20 protein-coding genes and 1 pseudogene are annotated in these 24,237 nt (G+C 68.6%); 16 read left to right on the top strand and 5 right to left on the bottom strand.

Annotation, left to right across the window (positions count from 1 at the left end; genetic code table 11):
• Positions 1–23 precede the first annotated feature (23 nt).
• The 9 genes from frr (at position 24) to rpmE (ending at position 8,657) form a co-directional block, all read left to right on the top strand.
• Entirely contained in the window at positions 24–581 is a 558-nt protein-coding gene (frr, locus tag GO308_RS05890) for a ribosome recycling factor (protein WP_066480942.1), read from the top strand.
• Positions 578–1,318, top strand: a complete 741-nt coding sequence (locus GO308_RS05885) for an isoprenyl transferase (protein ID WP_082731050.1) — start codon at positions 578–580, stop codon at positions 1,316–1,318. The genes frr and GO308_RS05885 overlap by 4 nt, the downstream gene beginning before the upstream one ends.
• Complete coding sequence (locus GO308_RS05880) at positions 1,315–2,118, top strand: phosphatidate cytidylyltransferase (protein WP_346769010.1); 804 nt, start codon at positions 1,315–1,317, stop codon at positions 2,116–2,118. Before GO308_RS05885 ends, GO308_RS05880 begins: the two co-directional genes overlap by 4 nt.
• Entirely contained in the window at positions 2,115–3,272 is a 1,158-nt protein-coding gene (gene dxr / locus GO308_RS05875; RefSeq protein ID WP_240884518.1) for a 1-deoxy-D-xylulose-5-phosphate reductoisomerase, read from the top strand. The genes GO308_RS05880 and dxr overlap by 4 nt, the downstream gene beginning before the upstream one ends.
• The gene (locus GO308_RS05870) at positions 3,269–4,402 is read left to right on the top strand and encodes a M50 family metallopeptidase (RefSeq protein WP_240884516.1); all 1,134 of its coding nucleotides are present in this window, start codon (positions 3,269–3,271) and stop codon (positions 4,400–4,402) included. The genes dxr and GO308_RS05870 overlap by 4 nt, the downstream gene beginning before the upstream one ends.
• Before the next feature lie 58 nt (positions 4,403–4,460).
• Positions 4,461–7,124 carry an outer membrane protein assembly factor BamA gene (bamA, locus tag GO308_RS05865; RefSeq protein WP_240884514.1) on the top strand — a complete coding sequence of 888 codons (2,664 nt, stop codon included), beginning with the start codon at positions 4,461–4,463 and terminating at the stop codon, positions 7,122–7,124.
• Positions 7,124–7,759: an OmpH family outer membrane protein gene (locus GO308_RS05860; protein ID WP_066480938.1), complete on the top strand. Its 636-nt coding sequence runs from the start codon at positions 7,124–7,126 to the stop codon at positions 7,757–7,759. Before bamA ends, GO308_RS05860 begins: the two co-directional genes overlap by 1 nt.
• Entirely contained in the window at positions 7,756–8,235 is a 480-nt protein-coding gene (gene fabZ / locus GO308_RS05855; RefSeq protein WP_066480936.1) for a 3-hydroxyacyl-ACP dehydratase FabZ, read from the top strand. The genes GO308_RS05860 and fabZ overlap by 4 nt, the downstream gene beginning before the upstream one ends.
• Positions 8,236–8,426: 191 nt before the next feature.
• The gene (rpmE, locus tag GO308_RS05850; RefSeq protein ID WP_066480934.1) at positions 8,427–8,657 is read left to right on the top strand and encodes a 50S ribosomal protein L31; all 231 of its coding nucleotides are present in this window, start codon (positions 8,427–8,429) and stop codon (positions 8,655–8,657) included.
• 51 nt (positions 8,658–8,708) lie between these two features.
• On the opposite strand, the gene GO308_RS18710 is transcribed toward rpmE, so the two are convergent.
• Positions 8,709–9,770 (bottom strand): radical SAM/SPASM domain-containing protein, encoded by a 1,062-nt coding sequence (locus GO308_RS18710; protein WP_240884507.1) that lies wholly within the window; start codon positions 9,768–9,770, stop codon positions 8,709–8,711.
• A 262-nt stretch (positions 9,771–10,032) separates the two neighbouring features.
• Between GO308_RS18710 and GO308_RS05840 the strand changes: the two genes are divergently transcribed.
• The 7 genes from GO308_RS05840 (at position 10,033) to GO308_RS05810 (ending at position 19,403) form a co-directional block, all read left to right on the top strand.
• The gene (locus tag GO308_RS05840) at positions 10,033–12,189 is read left to right on the top strand and encodes a bifunctional TVP38/TMEM64 family protein/FAD-dependent oxidoreductase (protein ID WP_240884500.1); all 2,157 of its coding nucleotides are present in this window, start codon (positions 10,033–10,035) and stop codon (positions 12,187–12,189) included.
• Positions 12,186–12,989, top strand: a complete 804-nt coding sequence (locus GO308_RS05835; protein WP_240884499.1) for a DUF547 domain-containing protein — start codon at positions 12,186–12,188, stop codon at positions 12,987–12,989. The genes GO308_RS05840 and GO308_RS05835 overlap by 4 nt, the downstream gene beginning before the upstream one ends.
• A gap of 125 nt (positions 12,990–13,114) precedes the next feature.
• Entirely contained in the window at positions 13,115–13,816 is a 702-nt protein-coding gene (locus GO308_RS05830; RefSeq protein ID WP_066480931.1) for a DUF3047 domain-containing protein, read from the top strand.
• A gap of 56 nt (positions 13,817–13,872) precedes the next feature.
• Positions 13,873–16,914, top strand: coding sequence for a TonB-dependent receptor (locus GO308_RS05825; RefSeq protein WP_240884498.1), 3,042 nt, complete (start codon positions 13,873–13,875; stop codon positions 16,912–16,914).
• Between the two features lie 12 nt (positions 16,915–16,926).
• On the top strand, positions 16,927–18,195 hold the full coding sequence (locus tag GO308_RS05820) for a nucleoside transporter C-terminal domain-containing protein (RefSeq protein ID WP_240884491.1): 1,269 nt from the start codon (positions 16,927–16,929) through the stop codon (positions 18,193–18,195).
• A gap of 9 nt (positions 18,196–18,204) precedes the next feature.
• The gene (locus tag GO308_RS05815) at positions 18,205–18,816 is read left to right on the top strand and encodes a CDP-alcohol phosphatidyltransferase family protein (RefSeq protein WP_240884489.1); all 612 of its coding nucleotides are present in this window, start codon (positions 18,205–18,207) and stop codon (positions 18,814–18,816) included.
• Positions 18,813–19,403, top strand: a complete 591-nt coding sequence (locus GO308_RS05810) for a TIGR04282 family arsenosugar biosynthesis glycosyltransferase (RefSeq protein WP_240884487.1) — start codon at positions 18,813–18,815, stop codon at positions 19,401–19,403. The genes GO308_RS05815 and GO308_RS05810 overlap by 4 nt, the downstream gene beginning before the upstream one ends.
• Positions 19,404–19,701: 298 nt before the next feature.
• Here GO308_RS05810 and GO308_RS05805 read toward each other — a convergent pair.
• The 4 genes and pseudogenes from GO308_RS05805 to GO308_RS05790 all read right to left on the bottom strand — a co-directional run.
• Positions 19,702–20,076: pseudogene (locus GO308_RS05805) on the bottom strand (glycosyltransferase family 2 protein); the annotation flags it as partial.
• A complete protein-coding gene (locus tag GO308_RS05800) occupies positions 20,073–21,428 on the bottom strand; it encodes a glycosyltransferase 87 family protein (RefSeq protein WP_240884485.1) in 1,356 nt (451 codons plus the stop codon). The gene GO308_RS05800 and the pseudogene GO308_RS05805, both read right to left, overlap by 4 nt.
• Before the next feature lie 47 nt (positions 21,429–21,475).
• Entirely contained in the window at positions 21,476–22,390 is a 915-nt protein-coding gene (locus tag GO308_RS05795) for a DUF547 domain-containing protein (RefSeq protein WP_066480912.1), read from the bottom strand.
• A gap of 138 nt (positions 22,391–22,528) precedes the next feature.
• A complete protein-coding gene (locus GO308_RS05790) occupies positions 22,529–24,196 on the bottom strand; it encodes a formate--tetrahydrofolate ligase (RefSeq protein WP_240884477.1) in 1,668 nt (555 codons plus the stop codon).
• Positions 24,197–24,237: the final 41 nt, after the last annotated feature.

Here is a 24,237-nt window from a genome sequence, read left to right as displayed (position 1 = left end):
AAGAACAAGAAGAGGAGCCGCCGATGGCCGCATATGACAAGGCCGATCTGGAACGCCGCATGGCCGGCGCCGTCGAGTCGCTGAAGCACGACCTGGGCGGATTGCGGACCGGGCGCGCGTCGACCTCGCTGCTCGATCCGGTGACGGTCGAGGTCTATGGCTCGCACATGCCGCTCAACCAGGTTGCCACCGTCTCCGCCCCCGAACCCCGGCTGTTGTCGGTGCAGGTGTGGGACAAGTCGAATGTCGGCCCGGTCGACAAGGCGATCCGGTCGGCGGGGCTGGGCCTCAACCCGATCGTCGACGGCACCACGCTGCGCCTGCCGATCCCCGACCTGACCGAGGAACGGCGCAAGGAGCTGGCCAAGCTGGCCGGCCAATATGCCGAAAAGGCACGCATCGCCGCGCGCAACGTGCGCCGCGACGGGATGGACAGCCTGAAGGCGGACGAGAAAAAGGGCCTGATCAGCGAGGACGAGCGCAAGCGGATGGAAACCGAAGTCCAGAAGCTGACCGACGCGACGATCGCCGATCTCGATGCCGCCGCCGCCGCCAAGGAAAAGGAAATCCTGGGCAAGTGACCGCGGTTCCCGCCCATGCGGTGCCGTCGCCCGATGCGGGCGCACCCGCGCGTCATGTCGCGATCATCATGGACGGCAATGGCCGCTGGGCGAAGGCGCGGCGGCTGCCCCGCATCGCCGGGCACAAGCAGGGCGTGGAGGCGGTGCGCCGCGTGGTGCGCGCCGCGCGCGAACTGGGCATCGAGGCGCTCACGCTCTATGCCTTTTCTTCGGAGAACTGGCGGCGTCCCGCCGAAGAGGTCAGCGACCTGATGGGATTGCTGCGCCATTTCCTGCGCAGCGAGCTGAACGAACTGGTGCGCGAGGGCGTGCGGCTACGCGTCATCGGCGATTATCACGTGCTGTCCGACGACATCGTCGCGATGATCGACGATGCGGTCGCGCGAACCGCCGCGTTCGAGGACCAGACGCTGGTGATCGCGCTCAATTACGGCGCGCAGGCCGAGATCGTCGCGGCCGCACGCGCGCTGGCGACCCGGGCGCAGGCGGGCGAGATCGACCCCGACAGCATCGACGAAGCGGCGTTCGAGGCGGCACTGACGACGCGCGACCTGCCGCCGCTCGACCTGTTGATCCGCACGTCGGGCGAGCAACGCCTGTCCAATTTCCTGCTGTGGCAGGCGGCCTATGCCGAGCTGGTGTTCGTCGACACGCTGTGGCCCGATTTCGACGGCGCGACGCTGGCCCAGGCGCTCGATATCTTCGCGGGGCGTCAGCGGCGTTTCGGTGGTCTGTGACGTCGCAAGCGCCGTCGCCCCGCCGGTCCGACCTTCCCGTCCGCGCGCTCGTCGGCATGCTGCTGATCGCGGCGGCGGGCGCGGCGTTGCTGCTCGGCACCTGGGCCTTCTGGCTGCTGGTGGTCATCGCCAGCCTGCTGATGCTCGCGGAATGGGGTGGGCTGACGGGTGCCAGCGCGACGACGACGCGGCTCGCGCAGTTCGCGCTGTCGGTGCCGCTGGCGATCATGTGCCCGTGGGCGGCGGGCCCGGGCTTCTTCGCGCTGGGGCTGATCGCGGGGGCGGCATTCTTCGTCGTCATCGTGACGCGGCGTGCGCGGCTGGCGTTCGGCGTCGCCTATACCGGGCTGCCTGCGCTGGCGCTGCTGATGCTGCGCGACCGCATCGACGGCGTGCTGCTGGTCTTCTGGGCACTCGCGCTGGTGTGGGCCTGTGACATCGGTGCCTATTTCGCCGGGCGCGCGATCGGCGGACCGCGCCTGGCCCCGGCGATCAGCCCCAACAAGACCTGGGCCGGGCTGGGCGGGGGCGTCATCGCCGCCGGGGCATTCGGCGCGGTGATGCACGGCTTCGGGCTGCCCGTCCGCCTCGCCGCCGCGACGCCGCTGCTCGCCGTCGTCGCCCAGGCCGGCGACCTGTATGAAAGCGCGCTCAAGCGGCGGGCCGGCGTCAAGGATTCGGGCACGCTGCTGCCCGGCCATGGCGGCGTGCTCGACCGGCTCGACGGGCTGGTCCCCGTCGCGCCGCTCGCCGCGCTGTTCGTCGTCACGCCAGAATTGATTTCAGGGCTCCTGTCATGAAAACCGTTACCATCCTGGGCGCGACCGGCTCGATCGGCACCTCGACGCTCGACCTGATCGAGCGCGAGCCGGAACGCTTCCGCGTCGTCGCGCTGACCGCCAATTGCGATGTCGAGCGGCTGGCGACGGCGGCGATCCGCACCCGCGCGGCCTTTGCGGCGGTGGCGGACGCAAGCTGCCTGCCGGCGCTGCGGGAGGCGCTGGCGGGCACCGGCATCGCGGCCGGCGGCGGACCCGAGGCGGTGTGCGAAGCCGCGCGGATGCCGGTCGACTGGACGATGGGCGCAATCGTCGGCTGTGCCGGGCTCAGCCCGATCATGGCCGCGATCGAGCAGGGGAGCACCGTCGTCCTTGCCAACAAGGAGCCGCTGGTGTCGGCGGGCGACGTCATCCTGGCCGCCGCCGCGCGGTCGGGCGCGACGCTGCTGCCTGCCGATTCGGAGCATAACGCCATCTTCCAGTGCTTCGACTTCGCCCGGCCCGAGCGGATCCGCCGCGTCATTCTGACCGCGAGCGGCGGGCCGTTCCGCGATTTCACGCGCGACCAGATGGCGCAGGTGACGCCCGAACAGGCGGTGGCGCACCCCAACTGGTCGATGGGGGCCAAGATCTCGGTCGATTCGGCGACGCTGATGAACAAGGGGCTCGAACTGATCGAGGCGGCGCGGCTGTTTCCCGTCGCGCAGGCGCAGATCGAGATCGTGCTGCACCGCCAGTCGGTCATCCATTCGATGGTCGAATATGTCGACGGGTCGATGCTGGCGCAGCTCGGCCCATCAGACATGCGCGTGCCGATCGCGCACACGCTCGCCTGGCCCGACCGGATGGCGACGCCGATGCCGCCGCTCGACCTGGTCGCGGTGGGGCGGCTCGATTTCGAGGCACCCGACGCGGACCGCTTCCCGGCGCTGCGCCTCACCCGCGCCGCGTTGATCGCCGGCGGGGCCAAGCCGGCGATCCTGAACGCCGCCAACGAGGTCGCGGTCGCCGCGTTCCTCGATCGCCGGATCGGCTTCCTCGAAATTGCCGCAATCGTCGAGGATACCCTGGCGGGCTATGATCCGGAGGACCCGCTGACGCTCGAAGCCGTGCTGGGTGTCGATGCGGAAGCGCGCCGGGTCGCGCGGGAACGAGTAAAGGATTGCGTGCATTGACCGAAGCGCCGGGGTTCCTGTTGTACGCGGTCGCATTCGTGCTCGTGATCGGGCCGCTCGTCTTCGTGCACGAGCTGGGCCATTATCTGGCGGGCCGCGCCTTTGGCGTGAAGGCGGAGGTGTTCGCGATCGGTTTCGGCCATGAAGTCGCCGGCTTCACCGACCGGCGCGGCACGCGCTGGCGTTTCGGCTGGCTGCCGCTCGGCGGCTATGTCCGCTTTGCCGGCGACATGAACCCCGCCAGCCAGCCCGACCCGGAGTGGCTGGCGCTGCCCCCCGCCGAGCGTGCCCAGACCTTTCAGGCCAAGCCGCTGTGGCAGCGCGCGATCATCGTTGCCGCGGGCCCGGCGATCAATTTCGTCGCCGCGATCCTGATCCTGATGGGTTTTGCGCTGGCCTATGGCGAGGCGCGCACGCCGCCAGTGATCGAACGCGTGGTGGCGGGCAGCGCCGCGGCACAGGCGGGGCTGCGATCGGGCGACCGGATCGTCGCGCTCGCGGGTCGCCCGGTCGAGACGTTCGACGAGATCGCCCGCTTCGTCAAAATCCGTCCGGCTGAGACGGTCGGCATCGATGTGGTCCGCGCGGGCGCGCCGCTTCGCCTGTCGGCGAAGATCGGCGTGGAAACGCAGCAGGACCGCTTCGGCAACGTCTATCGCATCGGCCAGCTGGGCGTGGAGCGCGGCACCGCGGTGGCCCGGCCGGTCAGCCTGGTCGAGGCGCCGGCAGTGGCGCTGCGCCGATGCGGATCGATCGTGACGATGATGGTCGACACGCTGGGCCAGGTGATCACCGGACGCCGTTCGGTCAAGGAACTGGGCGGGCCGTTGAGCATCGCGCGCGCATCGGGCGAGCAGCTGGCGCTCGGCCTGCCGGACTTCCTGTTCCTGGTTGCGCTGGTTTCGATTAATCTGGGATTCATCAACCTGTTGCCAGTCCCGATGCTGGATGGCGGCCATCTGCTGTTCTACGCGTTGGAGGGCGTACGGCGGCGGCCGGTGGAGCCGCAGGTCATGGAATGGGCGTTTCGCGGCGGGCTGGCGGCGCTGCTGGCGTTGATGGTGCTCGTCACGGTCAACGATCTGGGATCGTTCGGGGTGTGGCGGAACCTGGCCGGGTTGATCGGCTAAAGCGGTTGGTGCAGGGCGTGCGCGACAAGCGCGGGCGGTTTTTCCGGTTTTGAGGTTTATGGTGAGAGCGAAGACGGTTTCCAAATATACGGCGTCGACCGCGATGCTGCTTGCCGGCAGCATGTTGGCGGGCGTCCCGCTGTCGGGCGACGCGCTGGCCCAGACCGCACCGGCCCCCGCGCCGGCACCCACCACGACCGCCCCCGAGCCGCCACAGGCCGCCGCGCCCGCGACCTCGCCCCAGGTGCGCACGATCCGTTCGCTGCGCGTCGAAGGGTCTCTGCGCATCGAGCCCGAGACGGTGCTGTCCTATACCAAGCTGCGCGTCGGCGAGCCCTATACCAGCGAGACGGTCGACCAGGCGATCAAGGACCTTTATGCCAGCGACCTGCTGGCCGACGTGTCGATCGAGGGCGTCGAGACGGGCGACCTGATCATCCGCACGCGCGAAAACCCGATCATCAACCGCGTCGTGCTGGAAGGCAACAAGCGGCTGAAGAACGACAAGATCCTGCCCGAGATCAAGCTCGCCCCGCGCCAGATCTTCACGCGCAGCGGCGTGCGGAGCGACGTTGCGCGCATCATCGAGCTCTATCGCCGCCAGGGCCGCTTCGCCGCGTCGGTCGAGCCGCAGATGGTGTCGCTCGACCAGAACCGCGTCGACGTGATCTTCGAGATCAACGAGGGCCCCAAGTCGAAGGTTCGCCAGATCAATATCCTCGGCAACGAGAAATATGACGACGACACGCTGCGCGGCGAGATGGCGACCAAGCAGTCGCGCTGGTTCCGCCTGTTCAGCTCGAACACCAGCTACGACCAGGACCGGCTGGCCTATGACCAGCAGAAGCTGCGCCAGTTCTACCTGACCGAGGGCTATGCCGATTTCCGCGTGATTTCCGCGGTCGCCGAGCTGACCCCGGACAAGGAAGATTTCATCATCACCTATGTCGTCGAGGAAGGCCCGCGCTACAAGTTCGGCGAGGTCACCGTCGACAGCGCGATCCGCGATTTCGACGACGAGGCGCTCGCCAAGACGCTGCCGATCAAACAGGGCGACTGGTACAACGCCAAGCTGGTCGAGGATTCGCTCGACCAGCTGAGCGAATATGCCGGCCTGTTCGGCTATGCCTATGCCGACGTCCGGCCCGAATATAAGCGCGACCGCGAAGCGCTGACGATGACGCTGTCCTTCCAGCTCGCGGAGGCCAACCGGACCTATGTCGAGCGTATCGACATCACCGGCAACACCTTGACCCAGGACAAGGTCATCCGCCGCGAGATGCGGGTGGCGGAAGGCGACGCGTTCAACACGTTCCTGGTCAAGCGTTCACAGGACCGCATCAACTCGCTCGGCTATTTCCAGGACAAGTTCGAGATCGAGCGCAAGGAAGGGTCGGCCCCGGACCGCGTCGTCCTCGCCGCCAACGTCGAGGAACGGTCGACGGGCGAATTGTCGCTGTCGGCAGGTTTCTCGAGCCTGGAGCGGTTCATCCTCCAGGGCGCGATCCGCCAGCGCAATTTCCGCGGGCGCGGCCAGGACCTGCGCGCCGAGGTCAGCTATTCCTCGTTCCAGAAATCGGCCGAGGTCGGCTTCACCGAACCTTTCCTGTTCGACAAGCCCATCCTGCTCGGCGGCACGATCTTCCGCCGCGACTTCAATTCGTTCAACTTCATCAACAACGATCGCAACACCACGTTCTCGCAGGTGTCGACCGGCTTCTCGATCGTCAGCGGCGTGCCGTTGACCGAGTTCTGGCAGCTGTCGGGCCGCTACACGCTGCAGCAGGACGACGTGACGCTGGACGAGGACCTGTTCTTCACCAACGGGGTGTGCGACCCGCTGCGCGCCGGGCGATTCCTGTGCGACCAGATCGGCAACCGGCTGACGTCGAGCATCACGCTGGCGCTGATCTTCAGCAACCTGAACAGCCGCCTTCGCCCGACGCGGGGGCAGCAGCTGTCGCTGTCCGGCGATTTCGCCGGCCTGGGCGGCGATGTCCGCTATCTGCGCGGCCGGGTCGATTTCGACAAATACTGGTCGTTCGGGCGCGGCTGGGTGCTCTCGGTCGGGGCCGAGGGCGGATATATCAAGTCGTTGCAGGATAGTCCGGGCGAAGGCATCGATCCGGTCCGGATCATCGACCGCTTCTATCTGGGCGAACCGCAGTTCCGCGGCTTCCAGATCCGCGGCGTCGGGCCGCGCGTCCAGCGCCTGTTCTTCTCCGGCATCGATCCGCAGACGGGCGTCCAGGAGCTGTTGACCGGACGTCGCGACCGGACCGACGATCCGCTCGGCGGTCGCGCCTATTATCTCGGCAAGATCGAGCTGGAGCCGCCACTGGGTGCCAGCGTGGCCGAGCTCGGGCTGCGTCCTTCGGTCTTCGTGCAGGTCGGCGCGCTGTTCGGCGTGACCCGCCCGATCCTCCAGGCGCCGCAGGCGACCGATCCGAACGGCGCACCGCTGTTTATCGGCCGCAATGCCGACGGCACCTTCTCGTCCACGACCGCGGCGACCGACGCGGCCGGCAACGCCAACGCGCCGCAGCTCCAGTTCATCGAGCGTTTCCTGGGGGATTCCCCGCGGCCACGCGTCTCGGTGGGCGTCGGCGTCAACTGGAACTCACCGTTCGGGCCGCTCCGGCTCGACCTTGCCAAGGACATCCTCTCGGTCGAGGGCGATGACCCCAAGCTCTTCACTTTCAACGTAGGGACTGCATTCTAATGCGTATTGCCAAGACTTCTCTTGTTGCCGCGGCGTCGTTCGCCGCGCTTGCCGCCACGCCGGCGATGGCCCAGCGGATTCCCGCGGCCACCGTCGCCGTGGTCGACAGCGAGCGCGTGCTGCGCGACTGCACCGCGTGCCGCGCCGCCAACACCCAGCTCCAGGGCCAGGTGACCTCGCTCCAGCAGCTCGCGCAGCAGCTGAGCACGCCGCTGCAGACCGAGCAGCAGCAGCTTCAGACCGCGATCGACGCCGCCAAGGGCAATCCGGACGCCGCGCTCCAGCAGCGTGTCCAGGCGTTCCAGACGCGCCAGCAGTCCGCGCAGCGCCAGGTCGCCGAGCAGGAAAACACCGTCCAGCGCAACGCCGCCTATGTCCGCCAGCAGATCGTCGAGAAGATGCTGCCGATCGTCCAGCAGGTCGCGCAGCAGCGCGGCGCGCAGATTGCGGTCGATCGCGGCAGCGTGCTGTTTTCCGCACCGACCGTCGACATCACCGACGGCGTGCTGACGACACTCAACCAGCAGCTCGCGAGCGTCAGCGTGACCGCGCCGCCGCCGCCGCAGCGTCCCGCCGCCGGCACCGCGCCCGCCGGCACCCCGGCACCGGCGACGCCGCGGCCCGAGGGTCGGTGAGCGACGCGGCCGATACCCCGACCGCCATCGGCCCGCTCGATATCCGGCGGGTGATGGCGGCGTTGCCGCATCGCTACCCGATGCTGCTGGTCGACCGGGTCGAGGACCTCATCCTCGACCGGTCGATCCGCGCGACCAAGGCGGTGACGATCAACGAGGGATTTTTCCAGGGGCATTTCCCCGACCGGCCGATCATGCCCGGCGTGCTGATCGTCGAGGCGCTGGCGCAGGCGGCCGGCATCCTGGCGGTCGAGAGCCTGGGCCTCGCCGGTTCGGGCAAGCTCGTCTACTTCATGGCGATCGAGCAGGCCAAGTTCCGCAAGCCCGTCGAGCCGGGCGTGCTGCTGACCCTCGACGTCGCCTTTGTCCAGAAACGCGCCACGGTGTGCAAGTTCGAGGGCCGGGCGCTGCTCGGCGATCAGCTCGCCGCCAGCGCCGCGTTCACCGCAATGATCGCCGACGCGCCGTCGGCGTGAAATTCTGGCTAATCGAGCACACGCCGTCATCGTGGGACCAGAACCTTCCGTCATCCCGGGTCAAGCCCGGGGTGACAGTCTTTCTTGGTGTTCTGCAACCCCGCGTGGTTGCAATTCGCAAAGTCGGCGTGTAGTGCGCCGCCTTCCTTGTCCGGCTGGTCGGAAACCAGCCACTGACGGAGCATGACGACGTGAAGAAAGATACCCACCCCGATTATCACATGATCAAGGTGCAGATGACCGACGGCACCGTGTTCGAAACGCGCTCCACCTGGGGCAAGGAAGGCGACACGATGCAGCTCGACATCGACCCGCTGGCGCATCCGGCGTGGACCGGCGGCAACCAGCGCCTGCTCGATTCGGGTGGCCAGGTCGCGCGCTTCAACAAGCGGTTCGGCGGGCTCTCGCTCGGCAAGAAGTAAGGCGGGAAGCGGCCGCCGCGCCATGCGCGGTGCCGCCCCGGCCTTCGGCCCTCACGCAATCGGGACTGGTCGCTCGACCGCGAGGTCGGGCGGGCCACGTCGCGCCAGTCGCTGGCGGCGCCGCTCGGCGAGCACGGGGCCAAGCCGCTCGGCGAAATAGCGGTCGCACCCGATACAGGGGTTGGCAAACGCGCGCCCCAAAGGATCCGCCGTCGCGGCGCGTGCGCGGAAGTCGTCGCGCGACCATCCCGACGCCAGCCCCATCCCCTCGGGATCGCCGCGATTGATCGACTGGAGCGCAGCTTCGTCGCGCAGGTCGGCGAGAATGTCGAGCAACCGCTCCTCGGTCAGATTGCCGAGCGGCGCGGCGGTCTTGAGACAGCAGGGATAGAGCGAGCCGTCGGGTTCGATCGCCACTTCCGATCCCGCGCGACCGATGTCGAGGAAGCCCTTGCCCCCCGACCAGCGCGCGCAGAAGTTTGTCGTATAGTCCGCCGTGGACAGGCCGTTCAGCCATGCCCGGCCGCGCGGCCAGATCTCACCGATCCACAGGTCGGGTTGCGCCCCGAAGAAGAGGAAGGTTGGCGTGGCGCGCGGCACCGGGCGCGGGTCGCCGGGCGTGATTTCGACCATGCCGTGATGCGTCATCATCGCGCGCAGCCGGTCCATCAGGCGGAACTTTGCCTGACCTGCATGGCCCGCGTGGTGATCGTCGATGCTGGCAACCGCGACCGTGTCGACCCCGCGCGCCAGCATGTCCGCAAGCAGGTCGTCGGTCAGGATGTCGCCCGTCGTCTGGACCGAGATGCGCGGACGTGCCGCGCCCCAGCGATCCGCGATCCCGGCGAGGAGGGGGTGGAACAGCCGCTGGCGCACCCCGTCGATCAGCAGCTCGCCGCCGGCAAGGACGAGCTGGGTCGGGTGCCAGCGTCCGCCCGCGTCACGCCAGCGCATGTCGTCGGGCAGATTGGCGAGAATGCGGGGAATCGCCCGCTCGCCCTGCGCCAAGACCGCATCGAGCGCGCCGCGAACATAGGGGCGGAAGCGGTCGTCATAGCAGTGCCGGCAGCGCCGATGGCAGGCGAAGGTCACCACCCAGTAGATCGATTGCACGCACGCCCCCAATTTGTCGCCCGCCCGACACGCCCGATGCCTTGACGGGACCGGACGAACTGCTGACGATCCCGCTCAACGAACAAAAGGGCGAACAATGTGGTTCGACTCCCTTACGCAGAAGGTTACAACGGTCGAAGATATACTTTGTGTTGGCCAATCCGCTGGACACCGCTTACACCGTAAAAGGAACAGGGCCGAAGGTTCCATCGTATCGGCACGGGTATTTTTCAAATTCTTGCGTTGATTTGAGGAGAGGGCGTTGATCAGAAGAATCGCGATCCTGGGACTGATCGGCGTACTGGTCGTCGCGTTTTTCTACTTCGATATCGGCAGCTTGCTGACTCTCGAAAGCCTGAAACGCAGCCAGTCGGAGTTTGCGGGCTATTACGAGCGGTCGCCGCTGACCGTGATCGCGGTCTTTTTCCTGGTCTATGTCGCGGTGACCGGCGCGTCGCTGCCGGGCGCGGCGATCCTGACGCTGGCGGCTGGCGCGCTGTTCGGACTCGTGCTCGGCACGGTCATCGTCTCGTTCGCATCGTCGATCGGTGCCACGCTCGCCTTCCTCGCGTCGCGCTACCTGTTCCGCGACCTGGTGCGCGCGCGCTTCGGCGACCGGCTGCGCGCCATCGATGCGGGCGTGGCGCGCGACGGGGCATTCTATCTGTTCACGCTGCGGCTGGTGCCGGCATTCCCGTTCTTCCTAGTCAACCTGCTGATGGGCCTGACCACGATCCGGGTCGGGACCTTCTATCTGGTCAGCCAGGCCGGGATGTTCGCGGGCACGGCGGTGTTCGTGAATGCCGGCACCCAGCTGGCCGCCATCGAGTCGCTCGCGGGGATCGCGTCGCCGGGGTTGATCGCGTCGTTCGTCGCGCTGGGCATCTTTCCGTGGATCGCGCGCGGCGTGGTCGGTTGGATCAAGGCGCGGCAGGTCTATGCCAAATGGCAACGCCCGCGACGGTTCGACCGCAATCTGGTGGTGATCGGCGCGGGGGCGGGCGGGCTCGTCTCCGCCTATATCGCCGCGGCGGTGAAGGCGAAGGTGACGCTGGTCGAGGCGCACAAGATGGGCGGCGACTGCCTCAATTATGGCTGCGTGCCGTCAAAGGCGCTGATCCGCAGCGCCAAGACCGCGCACCAGATGCGTAGCGCCAGCCATTACGGCCTGACCGACACGCCGCCGATCGTCCCCTTTCCCGCGGTGATGGCGCGCATCCAGCAGGTGATCCGCGACATCGAGCCGCACGACAGCGTCGAACGCTATACCGGGCTAGGGGTCGAGGTGATCCAGGGCTATGCGACGATCGTCGGTCCCTGGACCGTCGCGATCAAGCGCAACGACGGCGGCGAGGAACGGCTGACCACGCGCGGCATCGTCATCGCGACCGGCGGCACCCCGTTCGTCCCGCCGATCCCGGGGCTGGAAGACGTGAGCTACGTCACCAGCGACACGATGTGGGACCGTTTCGCCGAACTCAGCGAGATGCCGGCGCGGATCGTCGTGCTCGGCGGCGGGCCGATCGGATGCGAGCTGACCCAGAGCTTCGCGCGGCTGGGCGCACAGGTGACGCAGGTGGAGATGGCCCCGCGGCTGATGACGCGCGAGGACCCCGACGTGTCGGAACTGGTCGAAACGCGGTTCCGGGCCGAGGGCGTCGATGTCCGCACCGGCAGCCGGGCGGTCCGGTGCGAGCGGCGCGGCGACGGCACGCAATGGCTGATCGTCGAGCGCGACGGCGCGACCGAGGAAATCACGTTCGACCAGTTGATCGTCGCGGTCGGGCGCGTCGCCCGGCTGACCGGCTATGGCCTGGAGGCGCTGGGGATCGAGACCGGGCGGACCGTGATCACCAACGAATATCTCCAGACGCTCTATCCCAACATCTACGCCGCCGGCGATGTCGCCGGGCCGTACCAGTTCACCCATGTCGCCGCGCATCAGGCCTGGTATGCGGCGGTCAATTCGCTGTTCGGCCAGTTCCGCCGCTACAAGGCGGATTACCGGGTCATTCCGTGGGTGACCTTTACCGACCCCGAAGTCGCACGCGTCGGCTTGAGCGAGAGCGATGCACACGAAAAGGGCGTGGCGCACGAGGTCACCCGGTTCGAGCTGCACGAACTGGACCGTGCGATCGCCGACGGGGCGACGCACGGCTTCGTCAAGGTGCTGACCCCGCCGGGCAAGGACCGGATCCTCGGCGTGACCATCGTCGGCGACCATGCCGGCGAGATCATCGCCGAATATGTGCTGGCGATGAAGCACGGCATCGGCCTCAACAAGCTGCTCGGCACGATCCACAGCTATCCGACGATGGCCGAGGCCAACAAATATGTCGCGGGGGAATGGAAGCGCGCGCACGCACCGCAGGGCGTGCTGCGCTGGCTGGAACGCTATCATGGCTGGATGAGAGGATGACGACGATGCGCCGGTTGCTGTTGGTCCTGTTGATGCTGTTCGCGCCCGCCGCCGCGCAGGCGCAGGGGTTCGACCATGGCGGATGGGACGCGCTGGTGAAGCGGCACGTGGTCGTCGTCCGCGGCGGCGCGTCGTCGCAGGTCCGCTATGACGGCATGGCGCGCGACCGCGCCGCGCTGAAAGGCTATCTGGCCTCGGCGGCGAAGGTCAGCCGCGCGACCTTTGACGGCTGGTCCAAGCCCGATCAGCTCGCTTTCCTGATCAACGTCTATAACGCCGCGACGGTCGATCTGGTGCTGACCGGCTATCCGGGCATCGCGTCGATCCGCGATCTGGGCAGCCTGATCCAGGGCCCGTGGTCGAAGCCCGTCGTCAGTCTGTTCGGCAAGATGGTCACGCTGGACAATATCGAGCACGACATGATCCGCGGCAGCGGGCGTTACAACGATCCGCGCATCCACTTTGCGGTCAATTGCGCGAGCATCGGCTGTCCGGCGCTGGCGACCTCCGCCTATCGCGGCGCGACGCTCAACGCGCAGCTGGAGGCGGCGACGCGCGCCTTTCTGGGCGACCGGACTCGCAACCGCGTGCAGGGCAACGGGGTCGCGGTGTCGAGCATCTTCAAATGGTATCGCGGCGATTTCGAGAAGGGCTGGCGCGGCGCGCGCAGCCTGCCGGCGTTCCTGGCGCTTTATGGCGACCGGCTCGGGCTGAGCCCCGCCGCGACCGCGCAGGCCAAGGCCGGCAAGCTGAGCATCAGCTATCTCGATTACGACTGGCGGCTGAACAAGGCGGGCTGAGCGCGGCCGCGTCCATCAGTCGCGCCGCGCCGTAGCTGCCCCGCGTCCGGCTTCCATCGGAAAGACCTTCCTTGCGCATCGCAACTATCCGTTCCCGTCTACGCCGACCGTCGCTCGCGATCCTCATGCTGGGCGCGGTCGCGGCCGGCGCAGGGCCGGCGACCGATGCGGACGATTTCGGCCGGTTCGACATGGGCAGCGCGGGCTGGTCGGTCGTGGCGATCGACAAGCGGGTACCGAAGACCGAGTATCGGCTGGTGCGTGAGCGCGGCATCGCGGCCATCGCCGCGCGCGCGGTGCGCAGCCAGGCGCTGTTCGCGCGCGAGGTCGACTTCGCGCTCGACGCGACGCCGGTCCTGTGCTGGCGCTGGCGCGTGGCGGGCGTGATCGAGGCCGCCGACATCCGCAGCCGGAAGGGCGATGATCAGGCGGCGCGGATCTTCGTCGGCATCGACCTGCCGCGCGACGCGATGTCGGCGGGCACGCGGATGAAGCTGGCGATCGGCCGCGCGCGCTTCGGCAAGCTGCTGCCCGACGGGGCGCTCAACTATGTCTGGGACAACAAGGCCCCGGTCGGAACGGTGGTGCCCAATGCCTATACCGACCGCGCGCGCATGTTCGTGCTCCAGTCGGGCAATCTGCGCGCGGGGCAATGGGTCAGCGAGCGGCGCGACGTCGCCGCCGACCTGAAGCGCGCGTTCGGCACCGACATGGGCCGGATCGCGCTGATCGCGGTGGCGACGGATACCGACAATACCGGGGCGACGGCCGAGGCCGCCTTTGCCGACCTCCACCTCGTCAGGCGGGGTCAGCCGTGCCGGTTCTGACGCGAAAGGCCGGATGACCGGCGGGGCGGATCGATCGAAATGGGAAGAAGGGGGACATGTTGAAACACAACAGCTACCGGCGCGGACTGATGATCGCGGCGTGCATCGGCGTCGCGACCCCCGCCACCGCGATCGCGCAACAGGCGGGCATCCAGATCACGGTGCTGCGCGACGATGGCGGCGCACCCGTCGCGGGCGCACAGGTGACGGTGGAAAATCCCGATATCGGCCAGTCGCGGGTGGTCACCACCGATGCCAATGGCCGCGCGCGCATCGACGGCATCACCACCGCCGGACGCTATCGGGTCACGGTCGCGGCGGGCGACGACCACGGTCCGATCGCGGTCGACGGGGTCGAACTGCGTTCGGGCGACATCCGCGCGGTCACGCTGGCGGTCGGTCCGGGGGAGGGGGACGTGATCGTCACCGGCCGCCGCGCGGTCACCAACATCAACACCGTCAATGCCGAGATCGCGGGCACGTTGCCCGAGGAAACGCTGCGCGCACTGCCGATCGAGGGGCGCGACGTGATCACCGCGCTGGTGCGGCTGCCCAATGTCGTGCCGTCGACGGGCTTTTTTCCCGAAGCCCCGGTGATCTCAATCAACGGCGCCAATGGCCTGTTCACCAATTACCTGATCGACGGGCTCGACAATAACGAGAATTTCCTGGGCGGGCCGAAATTCCCGGTGCCGCTGGGCTTCACTCGCGAGGTGACCGTGCTGGCCAACAGCTATTCGGTCGCATACGGGCGCACCGCCAATGGCGTGGTGAACTATACCTCGCCATCTGGCAGCAACGACCTGCACGGCGAGACCTATCTGCTCGTGCGTCCCGGTAGGCCGCTCGACGCGCGGTCGGCCTTTCCGCGCCGCGACCTGACGGGCAATCCGGTGGGCGAGAGCTTCGAACGCTATCAGGGCGGCGGTGCGATCGGCGGCGCGCTGCAGCGCGACCGGACCTTCTTCTACGTCAATTTCGAATATACCCGCGACAGCAACACCAATATCGTCGATGCGCCGGTACTGGGCACGGTCGGCAACGTCACCGGGAACAACCGCTTCCTTCTCGGCTCTTTCCGCATCGACCACCGGCTGACCGAGGACTGGAACGTCGCGCTGCGGGGGAATTTCGGTCGCGTGTCGATCGAGCGGCCGGGGGGATCGCTGGGCGGCGGCAACGTCACCTTTCCCTCGGCGGGATCGAGCGAGGAGCGCAATTCGACGCTGGTCGCGCTGTCGGCGGCCTATGCGGGCGACGTGTGGAGCTATGACGGCGCGCTGCAATATAGTCGCTTTCGCTGGGACTATGGCCGGCCGGTCAATGGCGCGGGGCCGCAGGTGGCGATCCGCGACCAGAGCGGGCTGACCATCGGCGTGGTCGGGCACCCCGGTTTCGTCTTCGACGACCTGGAGGAAACGTGGCAGACGCGCCATCGCCTGCAGCGCCGGTTGGGCGACCACCGGGTGTCGGCGGGGATCGACGTCATCCATTCGGACTTCGCGCTGCTGGGCGGCGGCAATGTCGACGGCAATTTCACCGTCGAGCTGACCCCCGCGCAGATCGCCACGCTCAACGCGCGCGGGCTGGGCCTCGACCTGGCGGCCGCCGACGTGCTCACCCTTAACCCGCGCGTCATCGACTATTCGGTCGAATTGCGGCCACAGACCTTTGGCACCGGCCAGACGCTGTTCGCCGCCTATGTCGAGGATGAATGGCAGATCGGGCCGAAGCTGACCGCGACGCTGGGACTGCGCTGGGACTATGACAGCCTGACCGAACAGGGCGGGGGCGGCGCGGATTTCGACAATGTCGCGCCGCGCCTGGCGCTCAATTACAAGCTCGATGCGCGATCGGCGCTGCGTTTCGGGGCGGGACTGTTCACCGGCAAAATCCCCTACACGATCATTTCCGACGCGCTTCAGCGCAACACGACCGCCGCCGCGCTGCGCGCCCAGCTTGGCCAGTTGCAGCAGCGCGGGATCATCCGCAGCGGCGTCGATCTGGCCGCGCTGACCTTTGACGGCAACCTGACCGTGTCGCCGGGCTGCGCGACGGTCAGCGCCTGTCCGCCGCCGCAAGCGGTGCAGGGGCTGCGCGACACCGCGCTGATCAACGAAGCGCGCATCCTGAACCCGGATGGCTATGACAATCCCTATGCGCTGCAGCTCAGCGGCGGGTATCAGTTCCAGGCGTCGGCCAAGCTGTCGATCGCGGTCGATCTGATCTACAACCGCTCCTATGATCTGGTGCGGCTGCGCGACCTGAACGCGCCCGCGCCGTTCACGCCCAATCTGGCGGCGCTGACCGAGGCCAATATCGCGCGGCTGCGCGCATTGCCCGACAATGCCGCGCGGATCGCGCTGGCGAGCCAGCTGGGGCTGGTGCGCACCCAGGCTGTGGCCGATGCCAGCCGGCCGGTGGCGCTGGTGCCCGGTGGCGCACGCCAGATCACCGTCACCGAGAGCGGCGGGCGGTCGACCTATCGGGCGCTCAACCTTCAGGTGAACAAGGTGCGCGGCGGCGATTTCTATGATTTCCGGCTGTCCTACACCTGGTCGCGGCTGACCAACGATACCGACGACCTGAATTTCCGCGCGTCGAACAGCAATGACTTCGCCGCCGATTTCGGCCCGTCGGCCAACGACCGCCGCCATGTCGTCTCGGCATTCGGATCGCTCTATCCCGTCGACGGGCTGACGCTGACCGCCGCCGGGCTGTTCCAGTCGGGCCAGCCGGTCAATTTCATCCCCGACGCCGGCATTTTCGGGACGCAGGACCTGAACGGTGACGGCCAGTCGTTCGGCGAGGCGTTTGTCGGCAATTCGGACCGCTATCCGGGTGTCGGGCGCAACAGCGGGCGGCTGCCCTGGTCGACGCAGGTCGATATCGGCGCGCGCTATGCGCTCGATATCGGGCGCGGCGCGATCGAGTTCAGCGCGGACATCTTCAACCTGTTCAACGCCAACAACCGCTCCGGCTTTGCCAATGCGGCGAGCACGTCCAACCAGGTGCAGTTCGGCGGCGGCGCGCCGTTCGTACAGCGCAATGCCGGGCCGCCGCGCCAGTTCCAGTTCGGCGCGGCGTGGAAGTTCTGATAGGCCGGCCGCATGCTTGACGGGGTGGCGCAGTTTCGGGGGCTGATCGGCATCGCGCTGCTGCTCGGCCTCGCCTGGGCACTGTCGGAGGACCGGCGGGCGCGACCCGGCTGGCGATGGATGGCAGGTGCGCTGGCGCTGCAGCTGGTCATCGCCGTCGTGATCGTGCGCGTGCCGCCAGTGTGGGCGGCGATCGGGCTGGCCAACCGCGCGGTCACCGCGATCGAACAGGCAACGCGGGTCGGATCGAGCTACATGTTCGGCTATCTGGGCGGGGCGCCGTTGCCGTTCGAGCTGGCATCGGGGGCCGCGCCACCGGTGATCATCGCGTTCCAGATCCTGCCGCTGGTCATCGTGTTTTCCGCGCTGTCGGCGCTGCTGTGGCACTGGCGCGTCCTGAGCGTCATCGTGCGCGCGCTGTCCTGGGCATTGCAGCGCACGCTGGGCGTCAGCGGCGTGGTCGGGCTGGGGGCGGGGGCGACGGTGTTCTTGGGCGTGGTCGAATCGCCGCTGGTGCTGCGCGGCTATTTCGCCAGGATGCAGCGGTCGGAGCTGTTCGCGGTGATGGTGCTGACGATGGCAACGATCTCCGGCGCGATCCTGGTGCTCTATGCGCAGACGCTGGCAAAGACGGTGCCCGATGCGGTCGGCCACATGATCGCCGCCTCGCTCATCTCGCTGCCCGCCGCGCTGCTGGTCGCGCGGCTGATGGTCCCGGGCGGCGGCGATACGGCGGAGGACAGGGACGCGCCGGTGCTGCGCTATGACAGCAGCCTGGACGCGGTGATCCGCGGCACGATGGACGGGTTGCAGCTGTTCCTGGCGGTGATCGCGGTCATCATCACGGTGTTCGCGCTGGTCGCCCTGGTCGATCAAATGCTGAGCGCGCTGCCGCTGGTCGAGGGCGCGCCGGTGACATTGCGCCGCGCGCTGGGCTGGCTGTTCGCGCCGGTGATGTGGCTGCTGGGCGTGCCTTGGGAGCAGGCGGGAGCGGCGGGCGGGCTGATGGGGACCAAGGTCATCCTGAACGAATATGTCGCCTATCTCGATCTGGCCGCGCTGCCCGTCGATACGCTCGACGCGCGCAGCACGCTGATCGTCACCTATGCGCTGTGCGGTGTCGCCAATCTGGCGAGCATCGGCTTGCTGGTGTCGACCATCGCGACCTTGTGCCCGGAGCGGCGCGCCGAGGTGTCGGCGCTGGGCTTTCGATCGTGGATCGCGGGCAATTGTGCATCGGCGATGACCGGCGCGGTCATCGGCCTGGTCCATTTCGGCTAAGGTCGCGCGATGTTCGACGCGCGCCTGCGCCCGCTGATCGATCCGCCGCTCAACGCGATCGGGCGCGGGCTGGCACGCGCGGGCCTGAGCGCCAACATGGTGACCATCGCGGGGCTCGCGGTCGGGCTGGGCGGCGCGGCAGCGGTTGCGTGGCGGCACTACCTGCTCGCGCTGGCGCTCATCCTGGTCAGCCGGATGCTCGACGGGCTCGACGGCGCGGTGGCGCGGGCCACCACGAAAAGTGATTTCGGCGGCTATCTCGACATCGTCTGCGACTTTGCCTTCTATGTCGCGGTGCCGGTCGGCTTCGGGCTGGCGACGCCCGCCAACCTGCCCTCCGCGCTGGTGCTGGTCGCGACCTTCACCGTCACGGGCATCAGCTTCCTCGCCTTTGCCGTGCTGGCGGCGCAGCGGGGGATCGAGACGACCGCGCACGGCCAGAAGAGCTTTTTCTACAATAGCGGCCTTGCCGAGGGGGCGGAGACGATCGCGACCTTCGCCGCCATGTGCCTGTGGCCAGCGGGGTTCGCGTGGCTGGCGAGCGGCTATGCGGTGCTGTGCGTCCTGACCGTCGTGCAGCGCACGATCGCCGCGCATCATTTCCTGAAGCACGCGCCATGAGCGCGCCGCGCATCGTCCTGTTCGCGCGCTGGCCCGAGGCGGGGCAGGCAAAGACCCGGCTGATCCCCGCGATCGGTGCCAAGGCGGCGGCGGCGTTGCACGCGCGGCTGGTCGAACGCACGCTGGCGACGATGCGGCACAGCGGGCACCGTTTCGAGGTGCATTTCACCGGCGCACCCGCCGAGCAGTTCGCGCAATGGCTGGGCGACGATGTCACGCTGGTCGCGCAGGCGGCGGGCGATCTGGGCCGGCGCATGGCCGCGGTTGCGCCGCCCTGCGTCCTGATCGGCGCGGACATTCCGGACCTTGGCGCAGATCACCTGAACGATGCGGCGGATGCGGTCGCACGGGGGCGGACGGTGATCGGCCCGGCGGCGGACGGGGGCTATTATCTGATCGGGCTGCCCGCATCCGCGCCCGACCTGTTCACCGACATGGCGTGGGGGACGGCGCGGGTGCTGGCGGAAACGCTGGATCGGCTGGCGCGACGGGGTGTGGCCCCGGTGATGCTGCCGGCGCTGCACGATCTGGACCGGCCCGAGGATCTGGCGCGCTGGCAGGCGCTGGTGCCGCTGGCGGCGCCGTGAGCGCGGCGCGCGCGATCATCGCCAGGATGTGCCAGCTTGCCAGCACCACGCCGCGCAGCGTTCCCGACACTTTCGACCGGCCGATGCGGACGCGATAGTCGACCGGCACCTCAAGGCTGCGCAGGCCGTGCTGGGCGGCGCGGATCTGCATCTCGACCGTCCAGCCATAGGTCATCTCTCGCATCGCCAGCCGCCGCAGCGCGTCGGCGCGGATGGCGCGGAACGGCCCCAGATCGGTGTAGCGCACCCCCCAGATCCGCGCGATCAGCCAGCAGGCAAGCGCGTTACCCCAGCGTTGCTGGGGGGTCAGCGCGCCCGCCATCCGCCGCCCGCGCACGCGCGAACCGATCACCATGTCGGCATCGCCCGCACGAATCGGGTCGATCAGCCGCGCCATTTGTTCGGGATAGTCGCTGTGATCGCCGTCGAGGAAGACGAGGATGTCGGCACCGAGCCGACCGGCCTGCGCGATGCCGGCGCAGCAGGCGCGGCCATAGCCGGCGCGCGGCTCCGTCACCACGATGGCACCGCCCGCGCGCGCCACGGCAGCGGTGCCATCGGTCGAGCCATTGTCGGCGACGATGACATGATCGGCACAGCGCGGGATGGCGGCCAGCACATGCGGCAGCGCGGCGGCCTCGTCCCGGGCCGGGATGATGACGACGACGGTCACGCGCGGGCCCGCGTCCGTGCCCGTGTCTCATGCGCCAGCAGCAGCCAGGCCGGGCCGGCCGACAGCGCGGGGGCGAACCAGAACCATGCAGCCGGATCGGGGCGCAGCTGGACCCAGAAATCGAGATAATAGGCCGGGGCGCACGCCATCAGCGCGATCAGGCTGGCGCGCGGCTGGACGGTGGCGACCGGAACCAGCCACAGCGCGTACCAGGGATAGCCGGTCGGCCCGAGCAGCAGCAGCAGCAGGATGGCGGTGCCGGTGGCATGGATGCGCGCCAGCGGCTCAGCCGGGATGCGAAGCCAGACATGCGCGACATAGCCGGTCAGCAGCGCGGCGACGGCGAGCCGGACGGCCGCCCCGGGATCGGCGACCCACCCCTGGAGCAGCGCGACCGCGGCGGGGAAGGCGAGCGCGTTGCGCTGCCAGTCGGCGCTGTAGCGCGCCAGCCCGGAGTCGTCGGTCGCGACCGCGAGTTGCGGGGCGACGAGGAGCAGGGCAGCGGCGGCGATCGCGATGCCCGTCGCGATCGCGCGACGATCGCGGCGCAGCATCAGCGGCGCGACGAGCAGCGGCCACAGCTTGACCGCCGCCGCACCGGCGAGCGCGGCGGCCATGCGCCGGGTCCGCCCCGCGGCGAGCATCCACAGCGCGGCGGCGAGGAAGGGCAGCAGCAGCGCATCCATATGCGCGCTGTTCGCCAGTTCCTTGAGCGCGAGCGGGTGCCACCAATAGATTGCAAGCCATTGCGGCGGCCGCTTCAGTCTGGCCAGCGCGCCCAGCAGGAGCCCGGCGGTTGCCAGTTCGGCGATAAGCACGACGATCTTCCACCCGGTCAGCCGCCAGGGCGTCAGCCAGTGGCCGAGCGCAAAGCCGATCTGGGCGAGCGGGGGATAGATGGTCGCGATGTGCGGGTTGTTGATCCGCAACAGAATGTCGTGCCCGTCGCGCGCCAGCGTTTCATGGCCCGGCGGCGGCGGGGTCGGACGCAGACCCGCCTGCGCCAGCAATCGCTCGGCGAGCGGTGACGTCACGAACCGGGCGGGCGGGTGGCGATAGGGATTGCCCCCGTTCGCCACCACGGCACCGTCCCATTGATAGCGGTAGAAATCGTCCTCCAGAATGGGGACGCTGGGGATCAGGGCCAGGCGCGCGACCAGCCCGACCGCCAGGATGAACGCGACCGACCGGGCGGGCGTTGGATGGCCTTGCCGCGTCTCCCTGGAAAGAACGGCGATGAACCCGGCGAACAACAGGCCGGTGAGCGCGAATGCGGCGGTGAAGGCGAGCACCGGGCGTTCGCCCAGCGGGATGTCCCAGGCGAAGTGCGGCGCGAAGCCGATCAGCAGCACCGCGGTGCCGAGCGGGACAAGCGCGCCGGCGCGAACCGCGGTTGGCGTCAGGAACCGGCTCCGCCGCCGGCACCTGCGGTCGGGCGGAACCCGCCGTGCAGATCCTGGTCCGCGAAGCTGCGCTCGGCGAAGGCATTGAGGGTCAGCCGGTTGTCGGGCGCCAGCCGGGTCGCTGCGCCCAGCTTTGCCCCCAGCTTGTTGTCGGCGAGCGACCGCAAATGCATGAGCAGCGCGGCGTCGTCGCCGCCCAGGTGCGCGCGGCGATCGAGCACGAAGCGCGGGATCGTCGCGGCGTCGGCCTTGGTCCGAACGACGCCGGAGCGGTTGATGAAGCCGCGCGCCGCCGCCGCGAGATCGGCATCGAGCGTCGCGCCGCGATAGGCCTGGCGCGGAAAGGCAGGCGCTTCGCGTACCGGCAACGGAAGGCCGTAGACGATGTGGGGGTGCCCCGCGGCGCGGGCCAGCACGATCGCGTCGATGTCGGCGATCGAGAGGTCGACGCCGGCCACGTTCGCCATGCGGGCGGTCAGGAACGCGTTGCCGGGTTCGAGCCACTGGGCGGGCTTGGCCGACGGAAACTGCTGGGCGGTCGCCTTGATCAGCAGCAGCGTGCGAAAGTTGAGCCAATAGGCCAGCTGCTCATCGGCGTTCAGACCCCGCGGGTCGATACCGCTGAACGCCGAAACGAGCTGGTCGATGACTCGTTCGCCGTCGCCCTTCAGCGCGCTGTAGCGCACCGTCGTGGAGCTGCCCTCGTCAACCACGATCGCGTTCAGCACGTCGTCGACGACCTTGTAATTGATCGGTGCGCTTGTGGCGGGGGCAGGGGCGACGAAGGGGGCCAGATGCGCCTGATCGACGGTCAGTTCGCCCGCCGAGGGCATTGCTGTGCCGATAAGGGCGAGAAGCGGTGCGGCGGCGAGCAGAAGCGCCGGGCGATAGGATCGGGTGAAGCTGGGCATCGAGGGGTCTCCTGCTGGCAGGCGCGTTGCCCGAGGGTTCGCCGGCGCGGCCGAAACGGTTACGCCGGGCGTCGTCAGAATTAGCATGCCGGCGCTCGCCCGGCTTTGCGCAACCCTGCTAAATTCGTGGCGGCCGGTTCAGAACAGGCCGTCGATCTGGCCATCGGCGTCGATCCGGATCGCCTCGGCAGCGGGCGTGCGCGGGAGGCCGGGCATCGTCATCAGGTCGCCGCAGATCGCGACGACGAACCCCGCGCCCGCCGCCAGCCGCACCTCGCGCACCGTCACGACATGGCCGGTCGGCGCGCCGAGCAGCGCGGGGTCGGTCGAGAAGCTGTATTGCGTCTTGGCCATGCAGACGGGCAGGCGGCCGTGGCCTTCGCTTTCCCAGCGTTTCAACTGGGCGTGGACGGCGGGGGAGGCCACCGCTTCCTCGGCGCGGTAGATGCGGGTGGCGACCGTGTTGATCTTGGCGAACAGCGGCAGGTCGTCGTCATAGAGCGGCGCGAACTGGCCGGCGTCCCTGTCGGCAAGTGCGGCGACCGCATCGGCCAATTCGACCGCGCCCGCGCCGCCCTCGGCCCAGTGGCGGCACAGGATCGCGCGACTGCCGTGCGCGGCCGCGACCTCATTCAGCACGGCGAGCTCGGCATCGGTGTCGGTGCCGAAATGGTTGATCGCGACCACGGCAGGAACGCCGAACTGGCGGATATTCTCCAGATGGCGGATCAGGTTGACCGATCCGCGCCGCACCGCGTCGACATCTTCGCGCGCCAGATCGCCCTTGGCCACGCCGCCGTTCATCTTGAGCGCGCGCACGGTCGCGACGATCACCGCCGCGCTGGGGGTAAGCCCCGCCTGGCGGCATTTGATGTCGAAGAACTTCTCCGCGCCCAGGTCCGCCCCGAATCCCGCTTCGGTGACGACATAATCGGCGAGGCCCAATGCGGCGCGGGTCGCGATCACCGAGTTGCAGCCATGCGCGATGTTGGCGAACGGGCCACCATGGATCAGCGCGGGATTGCCGGCGAGCGTCTGGACCAGGTTGGGCTTGATCGCCTGGGCCAGCAGCACCGCCATCGCGCCGCTCGCCTTCAGGTCGGCGGCGGTGACCGGGCGGCGATCGCGCGTGTAGGCGACGACGATGCGCCCCAGCCGTGCCTCCAGATCGTCGAGATCGCGCGCGAGGCACAGGATCGCCATGACTTCGGACGCCACGGTGATGTCGAAGCCGCTTTCGCGCGGGAAGCCGTTGGCGGTGCCACCGATCGACTGGACGATGTCGCGCAGCGCGCGGTCGTTCATGTCGAGGACGCGCCGCCACACCACGCGGCGCACATCGATATCGAGCGCGTTGCCCCAATGGATATGGTTGTCGATCATCGCGGCGAGCAGGTTGTGCGCGCTGGTGATCGCGTGGAAATCGCCGGTGAAATGGAGGTTGATGTCCTCCATCGGCACCACCTGGGCATAGCCGCCGCCGGTCGCGCCGCCCTTGGTGCCGAAGCACGGCCCGAGCGAAGGTTCGCGCAGCACCAGCATCGTGCGCCGCCCGTTCAGGTTGAGCGCGTCGGCCAGGCCGACCGACGTGGTGGTCTTGCCCTCGCCGGCGGGCGTGGGGTTGATCGCGGTGACGAGGATCAGCCTGCCCGCGCGGCCCTGTGCGGCGGGGAGCCGATCAAGCTCGATCTTGGCCTTGTGGCGGCCATAGGGCTCGATCGCCGCCTCCGGAATGCCGGCGCGCGCGGCGATCGCGTGGATGGGCTGGAGCGTGGCGGCGCGCGAGATCGCGATGTCGGAGAGCATGGCGTGGGTGTAGCGGGGCGCGGGGCCTACAGCCAGATGAT

This window comes from Sphingomonas sp. SFZ2018-12 (assembly GCF_022496715.1).
GTDB lineage: Bacteria > Pseudomonadota > Alphaproteobacteria > Sphingomonadales > Sphingomonadaceae > Sphingomonas.
Note: the sequence above shows the minus strand (reverse complement) of the source record. Positions and strands in the feature narration are given on the sequence as shown.